The 16286-nt window shown below is 62.2% G+C and carries 12 protein-coding genes; 8 read left to right on the top strand and 4 right to left on the bottom strand.

Annotated elements, in window-relative coordinates:
* Positions 1 to 72 precede the first annotated feature (72 nt).
* A complete protein-coding gene (gene dnaQ, locus ACB034_RS00195) occupies positions 73 to 807 on the top strand; it encodes a DNA polymerase III subunit epsilon (RefSeq protein ID WP_371171767.1) in 735 nt (244 codons plus the stop codon).
* Entirely contained in the window at positions 804 to 2054 is a 1251-nt protein-coding gene (locus tag ACB034_RS00200; protein WP_371171768.1) for a TIGR03503 family protein, read from the top strand. The genes dnaQ and ACB034_RS00200 overlap by 4 nt, the downstream gene beginning before the upstream one ends.
* Before the next feature lie 97 nt (positions 2055 to 2151).
* Here the strand turns inward: ACB034_RS00200 and ACB034_RS00205 are convergent, their stop codons facing one another.
* Complete coding sequence (locus ACB034_RS00205; protein ID WP_061475755.1) at positions 2152 to 3669, bottom strand: HD domain-containing phosphohydrolase; 1518 nt, start codon at positions 3667 to 3669, stop codon at positions 2152 to 2154.
* A 329-nt stretch (positions 3670 to 3998) separates the two neighbouring features.
* On the opposite strand from ACB034_RS00205, the gene ACB034_RS00210 reads away from it, so the two are divergent.
* From ACB034_RS00210 to ACB034_RS00235, 6 genes are all read left to right on the top strand, one after another.
* On the top strand, positions 3999 to 4802 hold the full coding sequence (locus ACB034_RS00210; protein ID WP_371171769.1) for a siderophore-interacting protein: 804 nt from the start codon (positions 3999 to 4001) through the stop codon (positions 4800 to 4802).
* A 282-nt stretch (positions 4803 to 5084) separates the two neighbouring features.
* A complete protein-coding gene (locus tag ACB034_RS00215) occupies positions 5085 to 7058 on the top strand; it encodes a TonB-dependent receptor domain-containing protein (protein WP_371172053.1) in 1974 nt (657 codons plus the stop codon).
* 71 nt (positions 7059 to 7129) lie between these two features.
* Positions 7130 to 8146: a FecCD family ABC transporter permease gene (locus ACB034_RS00220; RefSeq protein ID WP_371171770.1), complete on the top strand. Its 1017-nt coding sequence runs from the start codon at positions 7130 to 7132 to the stop codon at positions 8144 to 8146.
* 7 nt (positions 8147 to 8153) lie between these two features.
* On the top strand, positions 8154 to 9191 hold the full coding sequence (locus ACB034_RS00225) for an iron ABC transporter permease (RefSeq protein ID WP_342010766.1): 1038 nt from the start codon (positions 8154 to 8156) through the stop codon (positions 9189 to 9191).
* Positions 9191 to 9994, top strand: coding sequence for an ABC transporter ATP-binding protein (locus ACB034_RS00230; RefSeq protein WP_371171771.1), 804 nt, complete (start codon positions 9191 to 9193; stop codon positions 9992 to 9994). The genes ACB034_RS00225 and ACB034_RS00230 overlap by 1 nt, the downstream gene beginning before the upstream one ends.
* Positions 9995 to 10053: 59 nt before the next feature.
* Complete coding sequence (locus tag ACB034_RS00235) at positions 10054 to 10971, top strand: ABC transporter substrate-binding protein (RefSeq protein WP_371171772.1); 918 nt, start codon at positions 10054 to 10056, stop codon at positions 10969 to 10971.
* Between the two features lie 74 nt (positions 10972 to 11045).
* On the opposite strand, the gene ACB034_RS00240 is transcribed toward ACB034_RS00235, so the two are convergent.
* From ACB034_RS00240 to ACB034_RS00250, 3 genes are all read right to left on the bottom strand, one after another.
* On the bottom strand, positions 11046 to 11408 hold the full coding sequence (locus tag ACB034_RS00240) for a copper-binding protein (protein ID WP_371171773.1): 363 nt from the start codon (positions 11406 to 11408) through the stop codon (positions 11046 to 11048).
* A gap of 31 nt (positions 11409 to 11439) precedes the next feature.
* A complete protein-coding gene (locus ACB034_RS00245) occupies positions 11440 to 14589 on the bottom strand; it encodes an efflux RND transporter permease subunit (RefSeq protein ID WP_371171774.1) in 3150 nt (1049 codons plus the stop codon).
* A gap of 73 nt (positions 14590 to 14662) precedes the next feature.
* The gene (locus tag ACB034_RS00250; protein WP_371171775.1) at positions 14663 to 16177 is read right to left on the bottom strand and encodes an efflux RND transporter periplasmic adaptor subunit; all 1515 of its coding nucleotides are present in this window, start codon (positions 16175 to 16177) and stop codon (positions 14663 to 14665) included.
* Positions 16178 to 16286: the final 109 nt, after the last annotated feature.

Here is a 16286-nt window from a genome sequence, read left to right on the forward strand (position 1 = left end):
TAATCAATCTGTTTTAGCCGAAGGCTTGGGGTAAACTAGCGGGTAAAGCCGAAGTTTGACATAGATTGGATCATGAACACACCCCAACTGAATCGCCAGATCATTCTGGATACTGAAACCACAGGTATGAACACAGGTGGCGGCCCCGTCTATCTGGGTCACCGCATCATCGAAATCGGCTGTGTGGAGGTGATCAACCGCAAGCTGACTGGCAACCATTACCACGTTTATATCAAGCCGGATCGGCTGGTGGACCCGGAAGCGGTGCAGGTGCACGGCATTACCGACGCCTTCCTGGCCGACAAACCCTCCTTTAACCAGATCGCCGACGAGTTCATCGAGTTTATCCGCGGTGCCGAGCTCATTGCCCACAACGCGCCGTTTGACGTCAGCTTCATGGACTACGAGTTCGGCAAGCTCGGGCTCGATTTCAAGACCGCCGATATCTGCAGCATCACGGATACCCTGGCGATGGCGCGGGATCTCTTCCCGGGCAAGCGCAACAATTTGGATGTGCTCTGTGATCGCTACGGCATAGACAACTCCCACCGGACCCTGCACGGGGCCTTGCTCGATGCGGAGATCTTGGCGGACGTCTACCTGTTGATGACGGGTGGTCAGACCAAACTGAATCTGGCGACCGAAAGCAGCGAGAGCGAGAGCAGCCAGGATACCAGCATCCGACGGCTGGAAAGCCATCGTCCGCCTCTCAAAGTGGTGCGGGCCAGCGCCGAGGTGCAGGCGCTGCACGAGGCGAGGCTGGATCTGGTGCAAAAGAAGGGAGGAAGCTGTCTGTGGCGGCAATGAGCAGGTGGTGGGCTTCTCTCCTGTTGCTCTGTTCGCTGGGGGCGGCGGCGACCGAGGTGTTTGCGCCCTCCGACATCCCCTTGCTGGATAACCGCTTTCGCATCGACTACGGGGTGAAGGAGATCACCTTCATCATCAAGCGCAAAGCGGGCACCCCGTCGGTGATCCTGGTGCGACCCGATGGCAGCAAGCTTTATGTGGGTCGGGTCAAGCCTGCCGATGTGGGTTGGCTGGCGTTGCCCGAATATGACCTCATCACCCTGCGCAATCCCATGCCGGGCCCCTGGCAGGCGATAGGGGAGGTGGATCCGGACAACCGGGTGCGCATCCTCTCCGATATCAAGCTGGATATTGAGGCGCTGCCGATGCAGCTCTATCAGGGAGAGGTGATCAAGCTCAAATCCTGGTTGCAGATAGCGGGGGAGCAGCCTGCAGACAACTACTATCTCTCCGAGCTGGGGATGACCGTCAGGTTGCAGTCGTACAGCGATGACAAACAGCAGGAGGTGGTGCTGGACAAGGTGCTCGGCCTGTATCATGACGATGGCAAGGGGCTTGACGAGGAGCCGGGGGATGGGGTCATGACCGCAGAGGCGGTCTTGGAAGATATTCCGACAGGCAAGTACCGCGCCATGTTCAGCACGGGTAATCAGGTGTTTGAACGTGCCCGTTATCAGGATGTGCTGCTCTACCCCTATCCGTTCAGTTATAACCTGGAGCCGCCTTCTGACGTGCAAGGGGCCAAGATGGCATTCCTCATCGATCGGGATGAGCTGGATCCGGCCTCTGTGGTGATCCAGGGAAAGGTGACGAGCAAGGAGGGAGGGAATTATCCCTTTAGCCAGACGGGGGCCGCCCCCAGACTGAATATCGACCTGTCGACGATCAAGGACCCAGGGCAGTACGAGGTACAAGCCACGCTCTATGGCACCAACTTGCTGGGGCGCGAAGTGAAGATCCTGTTGCCCGGCAAGAGTTTCAACATATTCCCTCCGCCCCCGCCGGTTGAGGTGGCGCCTGTCGTCTCCAGCGCGCAGCCCGTTGAAGCGCCGCAGGAAGAGGAGATGGGCTGGCTGGTCTGGGTGCTGGCCGGGGGAGGCGTGTTGCTGCTGGTGCTCGGTGGAGTCGGGTTTGTGGTGTTGCAAAAACGCCGGGCCCTGAAGCGGGCGCTGGCGGCAGTACAGGCTAAGAGTCCGGAGTCCGCTGACACGAGTACCAAGCTGGATCTCAACTTGCCGGAGCAGTGACACAGGCCATCGGGATAAAAAAAACCGCCCTCCATGGGCGGTTTTTTTATCTGGCGCCTTGCTGTGTCTGTCGCAGGCCAATGTGGGAAGGGGACGGCTAGTGCTCGCCGATATAGACATCCTTGTACTGTTCGCGGATCTCGAGGAACTTGTCCAGATTGGCCATCATCAGCTCGACCAGGCTGGGATCGAAATGCTCCCCTTTCTCCTCTTCTATCAGGGCCAGCACCTTGTCCAGTGGCCACGCCTTCTTGTAGCAGCGATCCGAGCCGAGAGCATCGAACACGTCGGCGAGCGCCACGATGCGCCCCTCCAGCGGAATATTCTCCCCTGTCAGACCGCGGGGATAGCCGCTGCCATTCCACTTTTCATGGTGGTTGCCTGCGATGGTGGCCCCAATCTGGAACAGCGCCAGATCGCTGCCGGAGAGCATGTCCTGACCGAGCTGGGCGTGGGTTTTCATGATCTCCCACTCCTCCGGGGTCAACTTGCCTGGTTTGTGCAGGATGGAGTCCGGGATCCCCACTTTGCCGATGTCATGCAGGGGCGATGCGCGCTTGATAAGCTCGCTCTGCTCCTCGCTCATACCAAGCAGCAGGCAGAACAACTCGGTATAGAGCGCGACCCGTTTGACGTGCAGCCCCGACTCCTTTGAGCGGGTCTCGACCAGTTCACCGATGCGATAGATGATCTCCCGCTGGTTGTCGGCGATCACCTCGTTGAGCCGGATATTCTCCAATGCCACTATGATGTTTTCGGTGAACAGGGTGAGCAGGCCCGTGTCCATCTGGCTGAGCTGGCGAAAGGTCTCGATATGAAACAGCAGATGGTGGCGCGGATTCTGGCAGTAAAGCACCATCTGCTCCGGGGCGTAGACGTTGGCTCTGCTGGCCATGGCGTGTCGCAATATCTCGGGGGCGTCGCTCAATCGCAGCGGGGGTAAGCCGGGCAGCAGGGGTTCGAGTATCTGATCCCGCACTTCATAGGCCGACTGCTTGAGATCATAGATCTGGGTTTCTCCCAGATGAAGCAGGGCCGTCAGCTGGGCCTGTGCTCCTTCGACAAACTGGCGCAGGGCCCGCTTTTCAAAGATCCCCTTGGAGGCTTCAATGACCTTTTCCAGCCCCTGGCGATTACTCTCCAGAGTGCGGATATCCCGATAGGAACGCAGGCTGGCCCGCAGCAGGGTACGCAGCTTCTGGGAGGTAAGCTCGGTTTTGTCCTTGTAGTCGTTGATGTCGTAGTTGGTGACCACGTCATCTTCCGGGGCCTGGCCAGGTTGCCCGGTACGCAGCACGATGCGCACCATCTTGTTTTGCAGCTCGTCGCGAACAAACTTCACCACATCCAGGCCAGCATGATCGAACTCCATCACCACATCCAGCAGCAGCAGGGCGACATCAGGTGTTGTGGCGAGCAGCTCTTTGGCCTCGGCAGCGGAGTAGGCATGCAGAAACTCGATGGGACGATTGTCAAACTCGAATTTGTTCAGGGTGATCTTGGTGATGCGATGAACTTCGGGCTCATCATCCACGATCATCACCTTCCAGCCAGCCTGTTGGCTATCGGGAAGGACGATATCGTCATCATCAATAATCAGGATCTGGTCATCCATCATACAATCCTGTTTGGCATCTTGTGCTTACATTAACTGCTTCACTAAGGATAGGAAACTTATTGAGAAATAAAATTTGATAGCGAAAAACTGTGGTCGGGCGCCGTAGCATGGCGGCCTGCCCAGGCTCTCTCAAAACCGCCGCGCAGCCATGAACAAGGGCCGGCTAGCAGGGGGAAATCCCCCTTCGTCATGGCGCCGCGAGCCTGGCTCCAGTGACTATGATGGCACACTCCTGATACAAACCGATGAAACGGGAATAAATCGCATTTGATACTGATTCTTGTTTGCGTGTAGCATGGGTAATCTACTGCAAGAGGAATTCATCAGTGTCCCCAACTCTGCCTCCCAACCGTCCCCGTCTGTTGAGTGTCAAAGCCGTTACTCAAATTACCCCCAATCTGCGCCGGATCTGTTTTACCGGCAGTGAGCTGGCCGACTACCCCTACACCTGCGGCGGTGCCCACATCAAGGTGATGCTGGCACAGCCCAACCAGGCAGAGCCCGTGCTGCCGACCATGACGCCAAACGGTCCGCGCTGGCCGCAGCCGACAGACAAGCCCATCATCCGCACCTACACATTGCGAGCCTTTCGCCGCGAGTCCCTGGAGCTCGATATCGACTTCGTGCTGCACGGTGATGGCGGGCCTGCCAGCGCCTTTGCCGGTCAGGCCAAACCGGGGGACAAGGCGATCCTCTCTGCGCCCGGTGGCCCCAATCCCATGCTGCCAGCGGCAGATCACTACTGTCTGGTGGGGGATCTGACCGCCTTGCCCGCCATCATGGCGATGTGCGAAGTGATGCCTGCCGATGCCAGAGGGGAGATCGCCATTCTGGTACCCGATCAGGCCGACGCCCTGCCGCTTTTCCTGCCCACCGGGGTGCGCTGCCACTGGTTTGTCGGCGAGCCTGAAGCAAGCGGCATGCTGGCGCATGTCATGGGCTTGCCCCTTGAACGGGAAGGAGGCTTCTTCTGGCTGGCAGGGGAAGAGGCGCTGGTGTTGCCGCTGCGTCGCCATGTACGCGGAACCCTGGAGGTCGATCGCCAGGCCATTTATGCGGTGCCTTACTGGCGCAGAGGCAAGAGCGAGGAGGCTTACCATCAGGCGCGTCACGAAGTGATGGATAATTAAGCGGACGCGAAAGAATACCTGATTCATGTCTTGCAAATAAAAATGATTTGCATTTAGTATTGCGCCGATTCCGAAATCGATCGGTACGGCGCCTTCATATAGAGAAGGAACCGCCCTGGATGGCCAGGCTGTTTCCTGTCCGAGCCGACCGATATCAGGGCGAAGAAGCATGGGCCTGTGCTCGTGCCATAAGCAGTCCAATCACTCAGCGCCGGGTCTGGCAAGGTCAGACAGGGATGTCGGTGGTGTTGGCCTTTTCCTGTTCTATGTGGAGTGTTGATGATGCGTACATCATCCCGACTATTTGCAGTTCATCCTCTGGTGTTGTCCCTTTTTGCCTTGCCGGCCGTGGCACAAGCACAAACCGGCGCGGCCGATCCCGCCCATGAAACCCTGGTGGTCACCGCGACCAAGACTCGCCACAGTGAACTGACGGCGCCCGCCAGCGTCTCGGTCGTGACCCGTGCCGAGCTCGACAAGCTCAATGTCAATGACCTGACCGGGGCCCTGAAACAGTTGCCCGGGGTCAACATCAATCCGGCCACCAGCTATGGCCGCAGCGAGATCAAACTGCGCGGGCTGGAGGGGGACTACACCCTGCTGCTGGTCAATGGGCGGCGCATCAGCTCCCGGGATGCCCTGACTTCCGGTTACGGTAACGACTTCGATCTCTCCGCCATCCCCATGGCCGCCATCGAGCGCATCGAGGTGATCCGCGGTCCCATCTCCTCCCTCTACGGGGCCGATGCCCTGGGGGGCGTGGTCAACGTCATCCTGCGCCAGCCCAAGGAGCAGACCGAGGCGGCTGCAACTTACACCTTCAGCGATCCGACCGAGGGTCACGGCGGGGACGTCAACAAGGCGAGCGCCTATGTGGGCGGTGCACTCATCGACAACAAGCTGCTGGCCAACTTCGTGGTGGAAGGCAACCACAGGGATGCCTGGCAGAGCGAGCAGAGCATCAACCCCAAGGCCGATGCCATCGAGCAGCGCGAGAAGCTCGGCATGCTCTCCAACGTCAAGTGGCTCATCGACGAGCAGCAGGATCTGGATGTCGGCATGAACTACGCCAAGGATGATCGGGAGGCGCACTGGAACAACTACGGCCAGACGCCGCGCAATATCCAGCAGATGGAGCGCCTGGGGCTCAACGCGACTCACGTCGGGCGCTGGGATCTGTTCGACAGCCGGGTTGGCTACGCCTTCGAGCAGGTCGACCTGTTCGATGACTCCGAGCTGATGAGGGGCCTGACCAAACAGAGCGGCGATGTGACCCAGACCAACCACACCTTCGACGGCCAGCTGAGCGGCAACCTTGGCAGCCACCTGTTGACCGGCGGCGCCGAATACCGCATCACCGAGCTCAAGCACAACGTCAGCCTCAAGGGGAGTGATGTCAGCGTCGATCAGAGCGCCCTCTATCTGCAGGACGAGTTTGGCTTCGGCGATCTGGCCCTGACCCTCAGCGGCCGGGTCGATCACCACGAGACCTATGGCACCGAGTTCAGCCCGCGCGGTTATGCCCTCTACAGCCTGACCGATAACTGGGTGGTCAAGGGGGGGATCGGCAAGGCGTTCAAGGCACCGACCATCGCCCAGTCCAACGCCGATTACGGGATTGCTGCCTGTCGCGGTCGCTGCGCCGTGGTGGGCAACCCGGATCTGAAACCCGAGACCGCCGTCAGCTATGAACTGGGCACCACCTATGACGCCACCGTGTGGGGGGCCGGGGTGACCGCCTTCCACAACGACATCAAGGACAAGATCCAGAGCGAGGGTTGGACCTCCACCTGGCGCCCCTCCGTGATGACTTATCGCAACGTCAGCAAGGCCCGCATCAAGGGGCTGGAGTTGAGCGGCTGGTTCGATATCACGGATACGCTGAGCCTCTCCGGCAACTTCACCCTGATCGACGGGGAAGACAAGACCACCGGCAAGGATCTCTACAAGACGCCGGAGCACACCGCCAACGCCACCCTGGAGTGGCAGGTGATCGACACTCTGAGCACCCGGCTTGGCTGGAACTACACCGGCAGCCAGATCCTGCCTGTGCCACGTCTGAGCGGCACCACCTATGAAAACACGGCGGGCTTCCACACCCTGGATGCCGGCGCCGTGTGGAGTGCCACCCGGGCGCTGGATGTGAAGTTCGGCCTCAACAACCTGACCAACACCAAGCGTGACTGGGTCGCGACCGAAGCGGATCAGATCCTCGAGGGGCGCACCGTCTACGCCGGCGTGGCTTACAAGCTGTGATGCGTTCGGGGAGCCCGCGGGCTCCCCTTGTTCCCTGATTCAACCATACATATCAACAAAAGGAGCCAAGGGTGCTTAGACACCAGACGTATCTGCTCTGGCTGGGATTGTTCCTCCTGTTCATGCTGCTTTGCCTCTCCCTGGCCACTGGTGCCGGGGTGTATGGCGCCCGTGAAGTGATGGGTTATCTGGCGGGGGATCCCCGCTTTGCTGGCGACGAGAAGCTGGCCATGGTGCTCGATACCCTACGCCTGCCCCGCACCCTGTGTGCCATGGTGGTGGGCGTTTCTCTCTCGCTTGCCGCCTCCTTGCTGCAAAGCGCCACTCGCAACCCGCTGGCCGAACCCGGTCTGCTCGGGGTCAATGCCGGCGCCGTCTTCGCCCTGGTGATCGGGCTCACCTGGTTCGGGGTCGAGTCCGCCTACGGTTATCTGCTCTGGGCCGGGCTCGGTGCCCTGCTTGGCAACCTCATCGTGCTGGGGCTCGGCATGATGATAGGCCGCTCCAATCCCCTCAAGCTCATCCTGGTAGGGGTGGCGCTGTCTGCCACCTTCGGCGGCCTCTCCAACTTCTTGCTGCTCTCCAACAAGATGGTGCTGGAGCAGTACCGCTTCTGGAATCTGGGCTCCCTCGCGGGGGCCGATATGGACGCCATCATCGCCGTGCTGCCGTTCGTGCTGCTCGCTTTCGCCCTCACCCTGCTGCTCTGCCGCCAGCTGACCCTGATGCAGATGGGGGACAGTCAGGCCCAGGCGCTGGGCATTCGGCCGACCCGGGTGCGGATCGGCGTGCTGCTGGCCGCCACCCTGCTGACCGCCAGCGCCATCGCCATCGCCGGCCCCATCGGTTTCGTCGGTTTCCTCGCGGCCTATTGTGGCCGTCTGGTGGAGCCGGTGAAGCTGTCGGTGCAGGTCTGTTTCTCCGCCCTGTTCGGCATGTTGTTCCTGCTGGTGGCCGACATTCTGGCGCGCTGGCTGATCCAGCCGTTTGAGCTGCCCAACGGGGTCATCCTGGCATTGATCGGCGCCCCCGTGCTGATCGCCATCGTGCGTCGCGGGGGCTTTCGTACCCTGCTGACCGTCAAGTGAGGCGCTGATGCTTACACCGACCGATATGCTCTGCCTGCGGGCGAGCGAACGTTCCATCCTGCTGCATCTGCCGAGCTGGCGTTGGCTGACGCTGCTGGCCCTGGCCCTGGCAGCCTTGATGCTGCTGGCCTTGAGTGTCGGCAGCGGCAAGCTGGGTTTTGCCGGCGTGCTCAACACCTTGCTGGGGGAGGGCTCGCGCCTCGATGGGATCACCCTGTTCAAGATCCGGCTGCCCCGCATTCTGGGGGTGATAGTGGCGGGGGCGGCCATGGGGCTTTCGGGCTGTCTGGTACAGACCCTGATCCGCAACCGGCTGGCAACTCCCGACATGGTGGGGGTCAACAATGGCGCCTCCCTTGGCATCATCATCTTCTCCCTCTACCTGACCCTGGGAAGCTGGCCCTGGTGGGCTGCGCCGCTCGGCGCCATCTTCGCGGCGCTGGTGCTCTATGCCCTCTGCCGCAAACCTGGTGAACAGGGTTACCTGTTCGTGGTGATCGGCATTGGTCTGTCCGAGATGCTCGAGGCCCTCGGCCAGTTCGTGATGTCCACCAAGGCGCTGCTGCACTTGAGCTCCCTCTACCTGTGGAACATGGGCAGTTTCATCGCGGTGAGTTACAACACCATCACCCCCATCGTCATCTTGTTGCTGCTGCTCTGCCCCTGGATCATCTACCTCTCCCGCTCCCTGGCGGTGCTGCGTTTTGGCCCCGAGATGGCGCGCTCCCTCGGGGTCAATGGCGACAGGGTGCAGTTGGGGATCCTGGCCCAGGCCATTCTGGTAGCGGCCCTTGGCACCGCCATCGGCGGTCCCGTGGTCTTTATCGCCATGGCGGCGCCCATCCTCGCCTCCTGGCTGGTGAAGGACAGAGTCGTGCCGCTCTGGCTGGCGGCTCTGAGTGGCGCCCTGCTGCTGCTCGCCAGCGACACCCTGGTTCGAGTGCTGGCCAGTCCCCACGAGGTGGCAACCGGCATCATGACCCGCATTCTCGGCGGCCTCTTGCTGCTGTTTCTCCTTGTTCACGATCGCCAAAGGGCCGACTGATGACGCTCACCGTAAACCGACTCCATTTCGCCTATCAGCAGACCACCATCTTGCGCGATATCTCCTTCAGCGTGCCAAAGGGCAAGCTGGTGGGGATCGTCGGCCCCAACGGCTGCGGCAAATCGACCCTGCTCAAGCTGCTTTGTGGGCAGATGGCCCCCCAGAGCGGGGAGATATTGCTCAAGGGCAAGCCCCTGACCAGTTACCCCATGAAGGGGCTGGCGCGTGAGCTTGCCTATCTGCCCCAGCGGCCGACCCTGCCCGCCGGCATCCTGGTGGAACAGCTGGTGCAGTACGGCCGCCACCCCCATCAGGGCTGGTTCAATCAGTGGAGCGAGGAGGATGCGCGCATGGTGCGATCGGCCTGCGAGCGGATGCAGCTGGAGGGGATCTGGTACCAGAGCGCCTCGTCGCTTTCCGGCGGTCAGGCACAGCGGGCCTGGCTGGCGATGATCCTGGCCCAGGACAGCGACATGGTGCTGCTCGACGAGCCCACCAGCGCCCTCGATATCGGCCACCAGACCGAGGTGATGGAGGCGATTCACCGCATCACCGCCGAGGGCAAGACGGTGCTGCTGGTGATCCACGATTTGGTGATGGCGGCCCGTTATTGCGACGAACTGATCGCCATCGGTGACGGGGAGATAGCTGCCATGGGCCCGGCCCGCGAAGTGGTGACCAAGCCCCTTATCGATCGCCTCTACCAGACCAGCGTCGATATCCTCCATGCCCCCGGCGATGGTGCCCCCATCATAGTGCCGCGTCGTCACTATGCAGATGATGCCGTGCGCCGGGCGAGTTGAAGCCATGACCCTGAATACCGTTTATACCAACGCAGTACCTCAAGAGAAGGAGTGAGATAATGAAGCGTTTTGCCTCCCTGGCCGCCACTATCCTGATGCTGGCCGCGCCCCTGGTTCAGGCGCAGGAGATGCGTCAGGTGACCGATGCGTTTGGCCAGAGCGTCCAGGTACCGGCCAATCCCCAGCGGGTGGTGACCTTGAGCGAGATTGATCTCGACAGCGCCCTCACTCTGGGGGTCAAGCCGGTTGGCGCCGTCAATGGTCGCGGTCAGCCGACCCTGCCGCGCTATCTGCTGGACAAGGTGGGAGAGGGGATCCCCGTGGTCGGGGATCTTGGCAGCCCCAACCTGGAGACCCTGATCACCCTGGAGCCGGATCTGATCCTGACCGGCCCAACCACCCCGGAGCAGCTGGCGCTGCTGCGGGAGATTGCCCCGACCGTGGTGACCGGCCAGTGGACCGACGGTTGGCAGCCGTTGCTGCGCCGTGTCGCCAGCGCCCTCAACCGTGAACAGGAGGGGGAGGCATTCCTGCAACAATACGAGGCGCGCCTGCAGCAGGCACGCACCACCCTGGCCGGGCATCAGGGGGAGAGCATCAGCATAGTGCGCTGGAATCCCAAGGGGCCGAGCTTCATGTATCCGGGCACCTTCGCCAGCAGCGTGGTGGAGTCGATGGGGCTGGTGCGCCCGGCCCAGCAGCAGGGCAAGGGGGCACCCCACTCCCCGGCCCTGAGTCTGGAGTCTCTCAATCTGCTGGATGCAGACTGGCTGGTGATCGGCACCCTGAGTGCCAGCGGCGATGCGGTGGAAGCGATGCGCCAGGCCGAGCAGACCCCGGCCTACCAGCAGCTGCCGGTGATCAGGGAGAAGCGTTTTGGCGCCGTGGATGGCTCACTCTGGACTTCGTCCGGCGGCCCCCAGGCGGCGCTCAAGGTAATCGCGGACGTGGAGACCCTGCTGCAAAAGCGTGGCTGACGAATCCATCCCGAGCCGATGAAACGAAAGAGGGAGGCTTGCGCCTCCCTCTGTTTATGGTCGTTGTTGACGGTTTATTGCGGCTGGATCTTGGTCAGCAGCAGCTTGCCATCGCGCATCTCGGCATGAAAGCTGACGGCGTCACCTACTTTCATCCCCTTGAGCTGGGCCGGCTCGACCAGGGTGAACACCATGGTCATGGCGGGCATCTTGAGGTTCGCGATGGCCTCGTGCTTGATGCCCACCTTGCCATTTGCCGCGTCGATGCGGCTGATGACTCCCTTGGTCATCACCCTCTCCTGCATTCCCTCCATCTGCTGCATGTCACCCATCTGGCTCATGTCATGGCCTTCGTGGTTCATCATCTCCTCGGCCTGTAGGCCGGTGTGGGTAGCGAGGCCTAGCAGCAGGGTCAGGGTCAGCGTCTTGTAGTTCATCTTGGTTTCCTTGTTTGGGTTGTCCGGTTGATCAGGGCGCAGCGGGCGTATCCGTCTGCGCAGTCGTGTGGTCGAGGGTCTTCAGGGTGCGGCTGCGCCAGAGGTAATAGGCGGCGGGCAGCACCAGCAGGGTCAGTACCAGGGCGGTCACCATGCCGCCTATCATGGGGGCGGCGATGCGCTGCATCACCTCTGAGCCGGTGCCCTGGCTCCACATGATGGGCAGCAGGCCCGCGATGATGGTCACCACCGTCATCATCTTGGGGCGCAGGCGCAGGGCGGCGCCGTGGACCACGGCCCGGTGCAGGCCGGCCTGGTCCGGTTTGCCGCCGGCCACCAGATCGTCCCAGGCGTGGTTGAGGTAGACCAGCATCAGCACGCCCGTCTCCACCGCCACCCCGGCCAGGGCGATAAAGCCGACCCCCACCGCCACCGAGAGGTTGAAGTCGAGCAGCCAGAGGGTCCAGATCCCGCCCACTACCGCCAGCGGCAGGGTGGTGAGGATGAGCAGCACCTCCTGGAAGCGGCGAAACGCCAGATAGAGCAGCAGCACGATAATGGCGACGGTGAGCGGCACCACGTAGGTGAGGCGCTCCATGGCCCGCTCCATGTATTCGTACTGACCGGACCAGCTGAGGGCGTAGCCCGCCGGCAGCACCAGCTGCTTGCCCACCTCGGCCTTGGCCTCTGCCACAAAGGAGCCGATGTCGCGGCCGCGGATGTCTACGTAGACCCAGCCGTTGAGGCGCGCGTTTTCACTGCGCAGCATGGGCGCCTCGTCGCTGATGTAGACCCGGGCCACGTCCGCCAGAGCGATCCGCTCCCCCTTGGGGGTAACCAGGGGCAGCAGCTCGAGGCTGGCCACCGAGTCGCGATAGCTCTGGGGATAGCGCAGGTTGATGGGGTAACGCTCGCGCCCCTCGATGGTCTGCCCCACCTCCATGCCACCCACCGCGGTGGCGAGCACCGCCTGCACGTCGGCGATATTGAGACCGTAGCGGGCCGCCTTGAGCCGGTCGATGTCCACCTTGACGTAGCGGCCACCGGCCACCCGCTCGGCGTAGACGGATGAGGCCCCCTCAACCTTGCCAACGATCTGCTCAAGTTGCTGGCCAAGTTGTTGAATGACCTTGAGGTCAGGCCCGGCAATCTTGATCCCCACCGGGGTCTTGATGCCGGTGGCCAGCATGTCGATGCGGGTCTTGATGGGGGGGACCCAGGCGTTGGTCAAACCGGGGAAGCGGATGAGGGAGTCGAGCTCTTCTTTCAGCTTCTCCGGGGTCATGCCGGGGCGCCACTGATCGCGCGGCTTGAGCTGGATGCTGGTCTCCATCATCACCAGATCGGCGGGATCGGTGGCGCTGTCGGCTCGCCCCGCCTTGCCGAACACGTTCTGCACCTCGGGCACGGTGCGGATGAGCTTGTCGGTCTGCTGCAAAATCTCCCGCGCCTTGCCCACCGAGATATTGGCCGCCGTGGTGGGCATGTACATGATGTCCCCCTCATCGAGCGGCGGAATAAACTCGGAGCCCAGGTGCTGGAGTGGCCAGAAGCCCGCGATCGTGACCACCAGGGCGGCGGCGAGGGTGGTCTTGGGGCGGGCCAGCACGGCGTTGAGCAGCGGGATATAGGCCTGGCTCAGGCCACGGTTGAGGGGGTTGGCCTGCTCGGGCAGTACCTTGCCGCGGATGAAATAGCCCATGATCACCGGCACCAGCGTGATGGCGAGCGCGGCGGCGGCAGCCATGGCGTAGGTCTTGGTGAAGGCGAGCGGATGGAACATGCGCCCCTCTTGCGCCTCCAGGGCAAACACCGGCAAGAAGCTCATGGTGATGATGAGCAGGGAGAAGAAGATGGCGGGGCCGACTTCGATGCTCGCCTCCGTGATGATCCGCCAGCGGTTCTTGTCGGTGAGCTCCTCCCGCTCCATGTGCTTGTGGACGTTCTCTATCATCACGATGGCGCCATCCACCATGGCGCCGATGGCGATGGCGATGCCCCCCAGCGACATGATGTTGGCGTTGATCCCCTGCAGGTGCATCACGATAAAGGCGGTCAAAATCGCGATGGGCAGGGTGATGACCACCACCAGGGACGAGCGCAGGTGGAACAGGAAGGCGAGACAGACCAGCACCACCACGGCGAACTCCTCCAGCAGCTTGCCGGAGAGGTTGTCGATGGCGCGCTGGATAAGGTCGGAGCGATCGTAGACGGTGACGATCTCCACCCCCTCCGGCAGGCTGGATTTCAGCTCGGCCAGGCGCTCCTTGACCCCGTCTATGGTGTGCTGGGCATTTTCGCCGTAGCGCATGACGATGATGCCGCCCACCACTTCCCCTTCGCCGTTGAGCTCGGCGATGCCGCGCCGCATCTGGGGGCCAGTGACTACGTCCGCCACGTCACCCAGCAGCAGGGGGGCGCCGCGCACATTGGTGCCGAGCGGAATCTGTTTTAAGTCCTCGACGTTCTTCAGATAGCCGTTGGAGCGCACCATGTACTCCGCCTCCGCCATCTCGATGACGGAGGCGCCGGTCTCCTGGTTGCCCTGCTTGATGGCGGTCTCGATGAGGGAGAGCGGGATGCCGTAGGCACGCAGCTTGTCCGGATCGACCCGCACCTGGTACTGGCGCACCATGCCGCCGACGGTGGCGACTTCGGAGACGCCGTTCACCGTCTGCAGCTCGTATTTCAGGAACCAGTTCTGCAGGGAGGTGAGCTCGCTCAGGTCGTGCTTGCCGGTCTTGTCCACCAGGGCGTACTGGTAGACCCAGCCCACTCCGGTGGCGTCCGGCCCGAGCTGGGGCTGGGCCCCGGCAGGCAGATTGGGGGCAACCTGACTCAGGTACTCCAGCACCCGGGCACGCGCCCAGTAGAGATCCGTGCTGTCGTCAAACAGCACATAGACGAAGGAGTCGCCGAAGAAGGAGTAGCCGCGCACCGTGGTGGCCCCCGGCACCGCCAGCATGGCGGTGGTGAGCGGGTAGGTGACCTGATCCTCCACCACCTGGGGCGCCTGGCCCGGGTAGGAAGTCTTGATGATCACCTGCACGTCGGAGAGATCCGGCAGGGCGTCCACCGGGGTTTGCTTGACCGACCAGAGCCCCCAGGCGGTGAGCATGAGGGTCAATAGCAACACTAGGAAGCGGTTGCCGACGGACCAGCGAATGATGGAAGGGATCATGACTGGGCTCCTCTCATTCGGTGGGCTGGCAGCAGGTTGGGTTTGTGCTCAATGCAGCGAAGCATGGCCGGGATCATGATTTATCCCCCATCTGGTGTTGGCTGTGATCCATGCCCTCCATGCTTGTCATCTCGCCCTTGGTCTCTTTCATTGCGTCGCCCGCGGCCGGTTTATCTTCCACATGGATCTGGATGATGCGGTACTCGTCCCCCTCCTGCTCTACCTGCAGATGCAGGGTCTGATCCGGTTTCAGCTGGCTGATGTCCACATCGTCGGCCACGGTGAAGTCCATCTCCATGGCGGGCCACTGCCACTCGGGGATAGGTTGGTGAGAGATGCCGAGGGTACGCCCGGCGAGATCGATGTTCTGCACCTGGCCCTGGGTCCACACCTGCATGGGACGCACCGCCGTCATGCGCTGGAAGTCGGAGTCGATGGCCGATTCGGAGTCGAGCAGGAACTGGGCCGAGCTGACGATGCTGTCACCGGCTTCGACCCCCTCATCGATGGCGACCTTGTCACCAAACTGGGGGCCCAGGGTGACGGCCACCGACTTGAAGTTGCCATCCCCCAGCGCCAGCACCAGCCGATCCTGGCTGCCGGTGCGGATCACCGCTTCGCTCGGCACCACCAGGCGGGGTTCCCCCTTGCCGGTGCTGATGCTCACCTTGGCGAACATATTGGGTTTCAAGAACTCGTCCGGGTTGTCAAAGCGCAGGCGTACCCGCAGGGTGCGGGTGCTGGCATCCAGGGTGGGGTAGAGGTAATCCACCCGTCCCTGCCAGCTGCGGCCCGGGGCATAGTCCAGGGTCATGGTGACCGGATCGCCGACCTTGATCTGGGCGGCCTGGCGCTCGAACACCTCGGCGCTCACCCACACCTGCTTGAGGGTGCTGATGTTGAACAGGGGCGCAGCGGGTTCCACATACTGGCCTTCACGCACCTTGAGCTCGGAGACATAGCCGCTGCTCGGGGCATAGATGCGCACCGTCTCCTGCACCTTGCGGGTGCGCTTGAGCGCCGCTATCTGATCCGCCGGTACCTGCAGGGACTTGAGCTTGCCCTCGGCGGCGCGCAGCAGCAGGGGATTGGTGGTATTGAGCGCCAGCAGGTATTCGTGCTGGGCGTTCACCAGGTCCGGGGCGTAGAGATCGTAGATAAAGCTGCCCCTGGTGACCTGCTGCCCCTCGTTCTTGATGGCGAGGTTGCGGATCCAGCCCGCCATCCGGGAGTTGATGGCTTCGAGGCGCTCCTCGTCATAGCCCACATAGCCGACCGTCTCGATCTGCTGGTGGACGGGCAGTTTCTCCACCTTGGCCAGCCGTACCCCCAGGTTCTGCTGGATCTCGGGGCTGATGGTGACGGTGCCGGGGGAGCCGCCCTGCTTCTCTTCATAGACGGGGATGAAGTCCATCCCCATGTTGTCCTTGGCGGGGGCATCGCGCTTGTCGCGGGGATCCATGGGGTTGACCCAGTAGAGCGGTGTCTTCTCCTTGGCAACCGCGGTGACTGTCTGTTTGGCCGCCCAGTAACCGCCGCCGGCCCCGAGGGCGAGCAGCAGGGCGGAGACGAGCAATTTCTGGCTCATAGGAAACCTCCCAGGCGCAGGGAAAGGGGGGCAAGGGCGCACGGATGCGCGGCTGCGTATTCGCTAAATCGGACTGATGACATGGACCATCTTCTCTTCTGTCGGATCG

The sequence above is a fragment of the Aeromonas sp. S18(2024) genome, from assembly GCF_041402525.1.
Classification (GTDB): domain Bacteria; phylum Pseudomonadota; class Gammaproteobacteria; order Enterobacterales; family Aeromonadaceae; genus Aeromonas; species Aeromonas enteropelogenes.

Excerpts from the sequence above, each read along its gene's own strand:
- dnaQ (WP_371171767.1), top strand. The coding sequence starts at position 73 with ATGAACACACCCCAACTGAATCGCCAGATCATTCTGGATACTGAAACC.
- ACB034_RS00200 (WP_371171768.1), top strand. The coding sequence starts at position 804 with ATGAGCAGGTGGTGGGCTTCTCTCCTGTTGCTCTGTTCGCTGGGGGCG.
- ACB034_RS00230 (WP_371171771.1), top strand. The coding sequence starts at position 9,191 with ATGACGCTCACCGTAAACCGACTCCATTTCGCCTATCAGCAGACCACC.
- ACB034_RS00240 (WP_371171773.1), bottom strand. The coding sequence starts at position 11,408 with ATGAACTACAAGACGCTGACCCTGACCCTGCTGCTAGGCCTCGCTACC.
- ACB034_RS00245 (WP_371171774.1), bottom strand. The coding sequence starts at position 14,589 with ATGATCCCTTCCATCATTCGCTGGTCCGTCGGCAACCGCTTCCTAGTG.
- ACB034_RS00215 (WP_371172053.1), top strand. The coding sequence starts at position 5,085 with ATGCGTACATCATCCCGACTATTTGCAGTTCATCCTCTGGTGTTGTCC.
- ACB034_RS00225 (WP_342010766.1), top strand. The coding sequence starts at position 8,154 with ATGCTTACACCGACCGATATGCTCTGCCTGCGGGCGAGCGAACGTTCC.
- ACB034_RS00250 (WP_371171775.1), bottom strand. The coding sequence starts at position 16,177 with ATGAGCCAGAAATTGCTCGTCTCCGCCCTGCTGCTCGCCCTCGGGGCC.
- ACB034_RS00205 (WP_061475755.1), bottom strand. The coding sequence starts at position 3,669 with ATGGATGACCAGATCCTGATTATTGATGATGACGATATCGTCCTTCCC.
- ACB034_RS00235 (WP_371171772.1), top strand. The coding sequence starts at position 10,054 with ATGAAGCGTTTTGCCTCCCTGGCCGCCACTATCCTGATGCTGGCCGCG.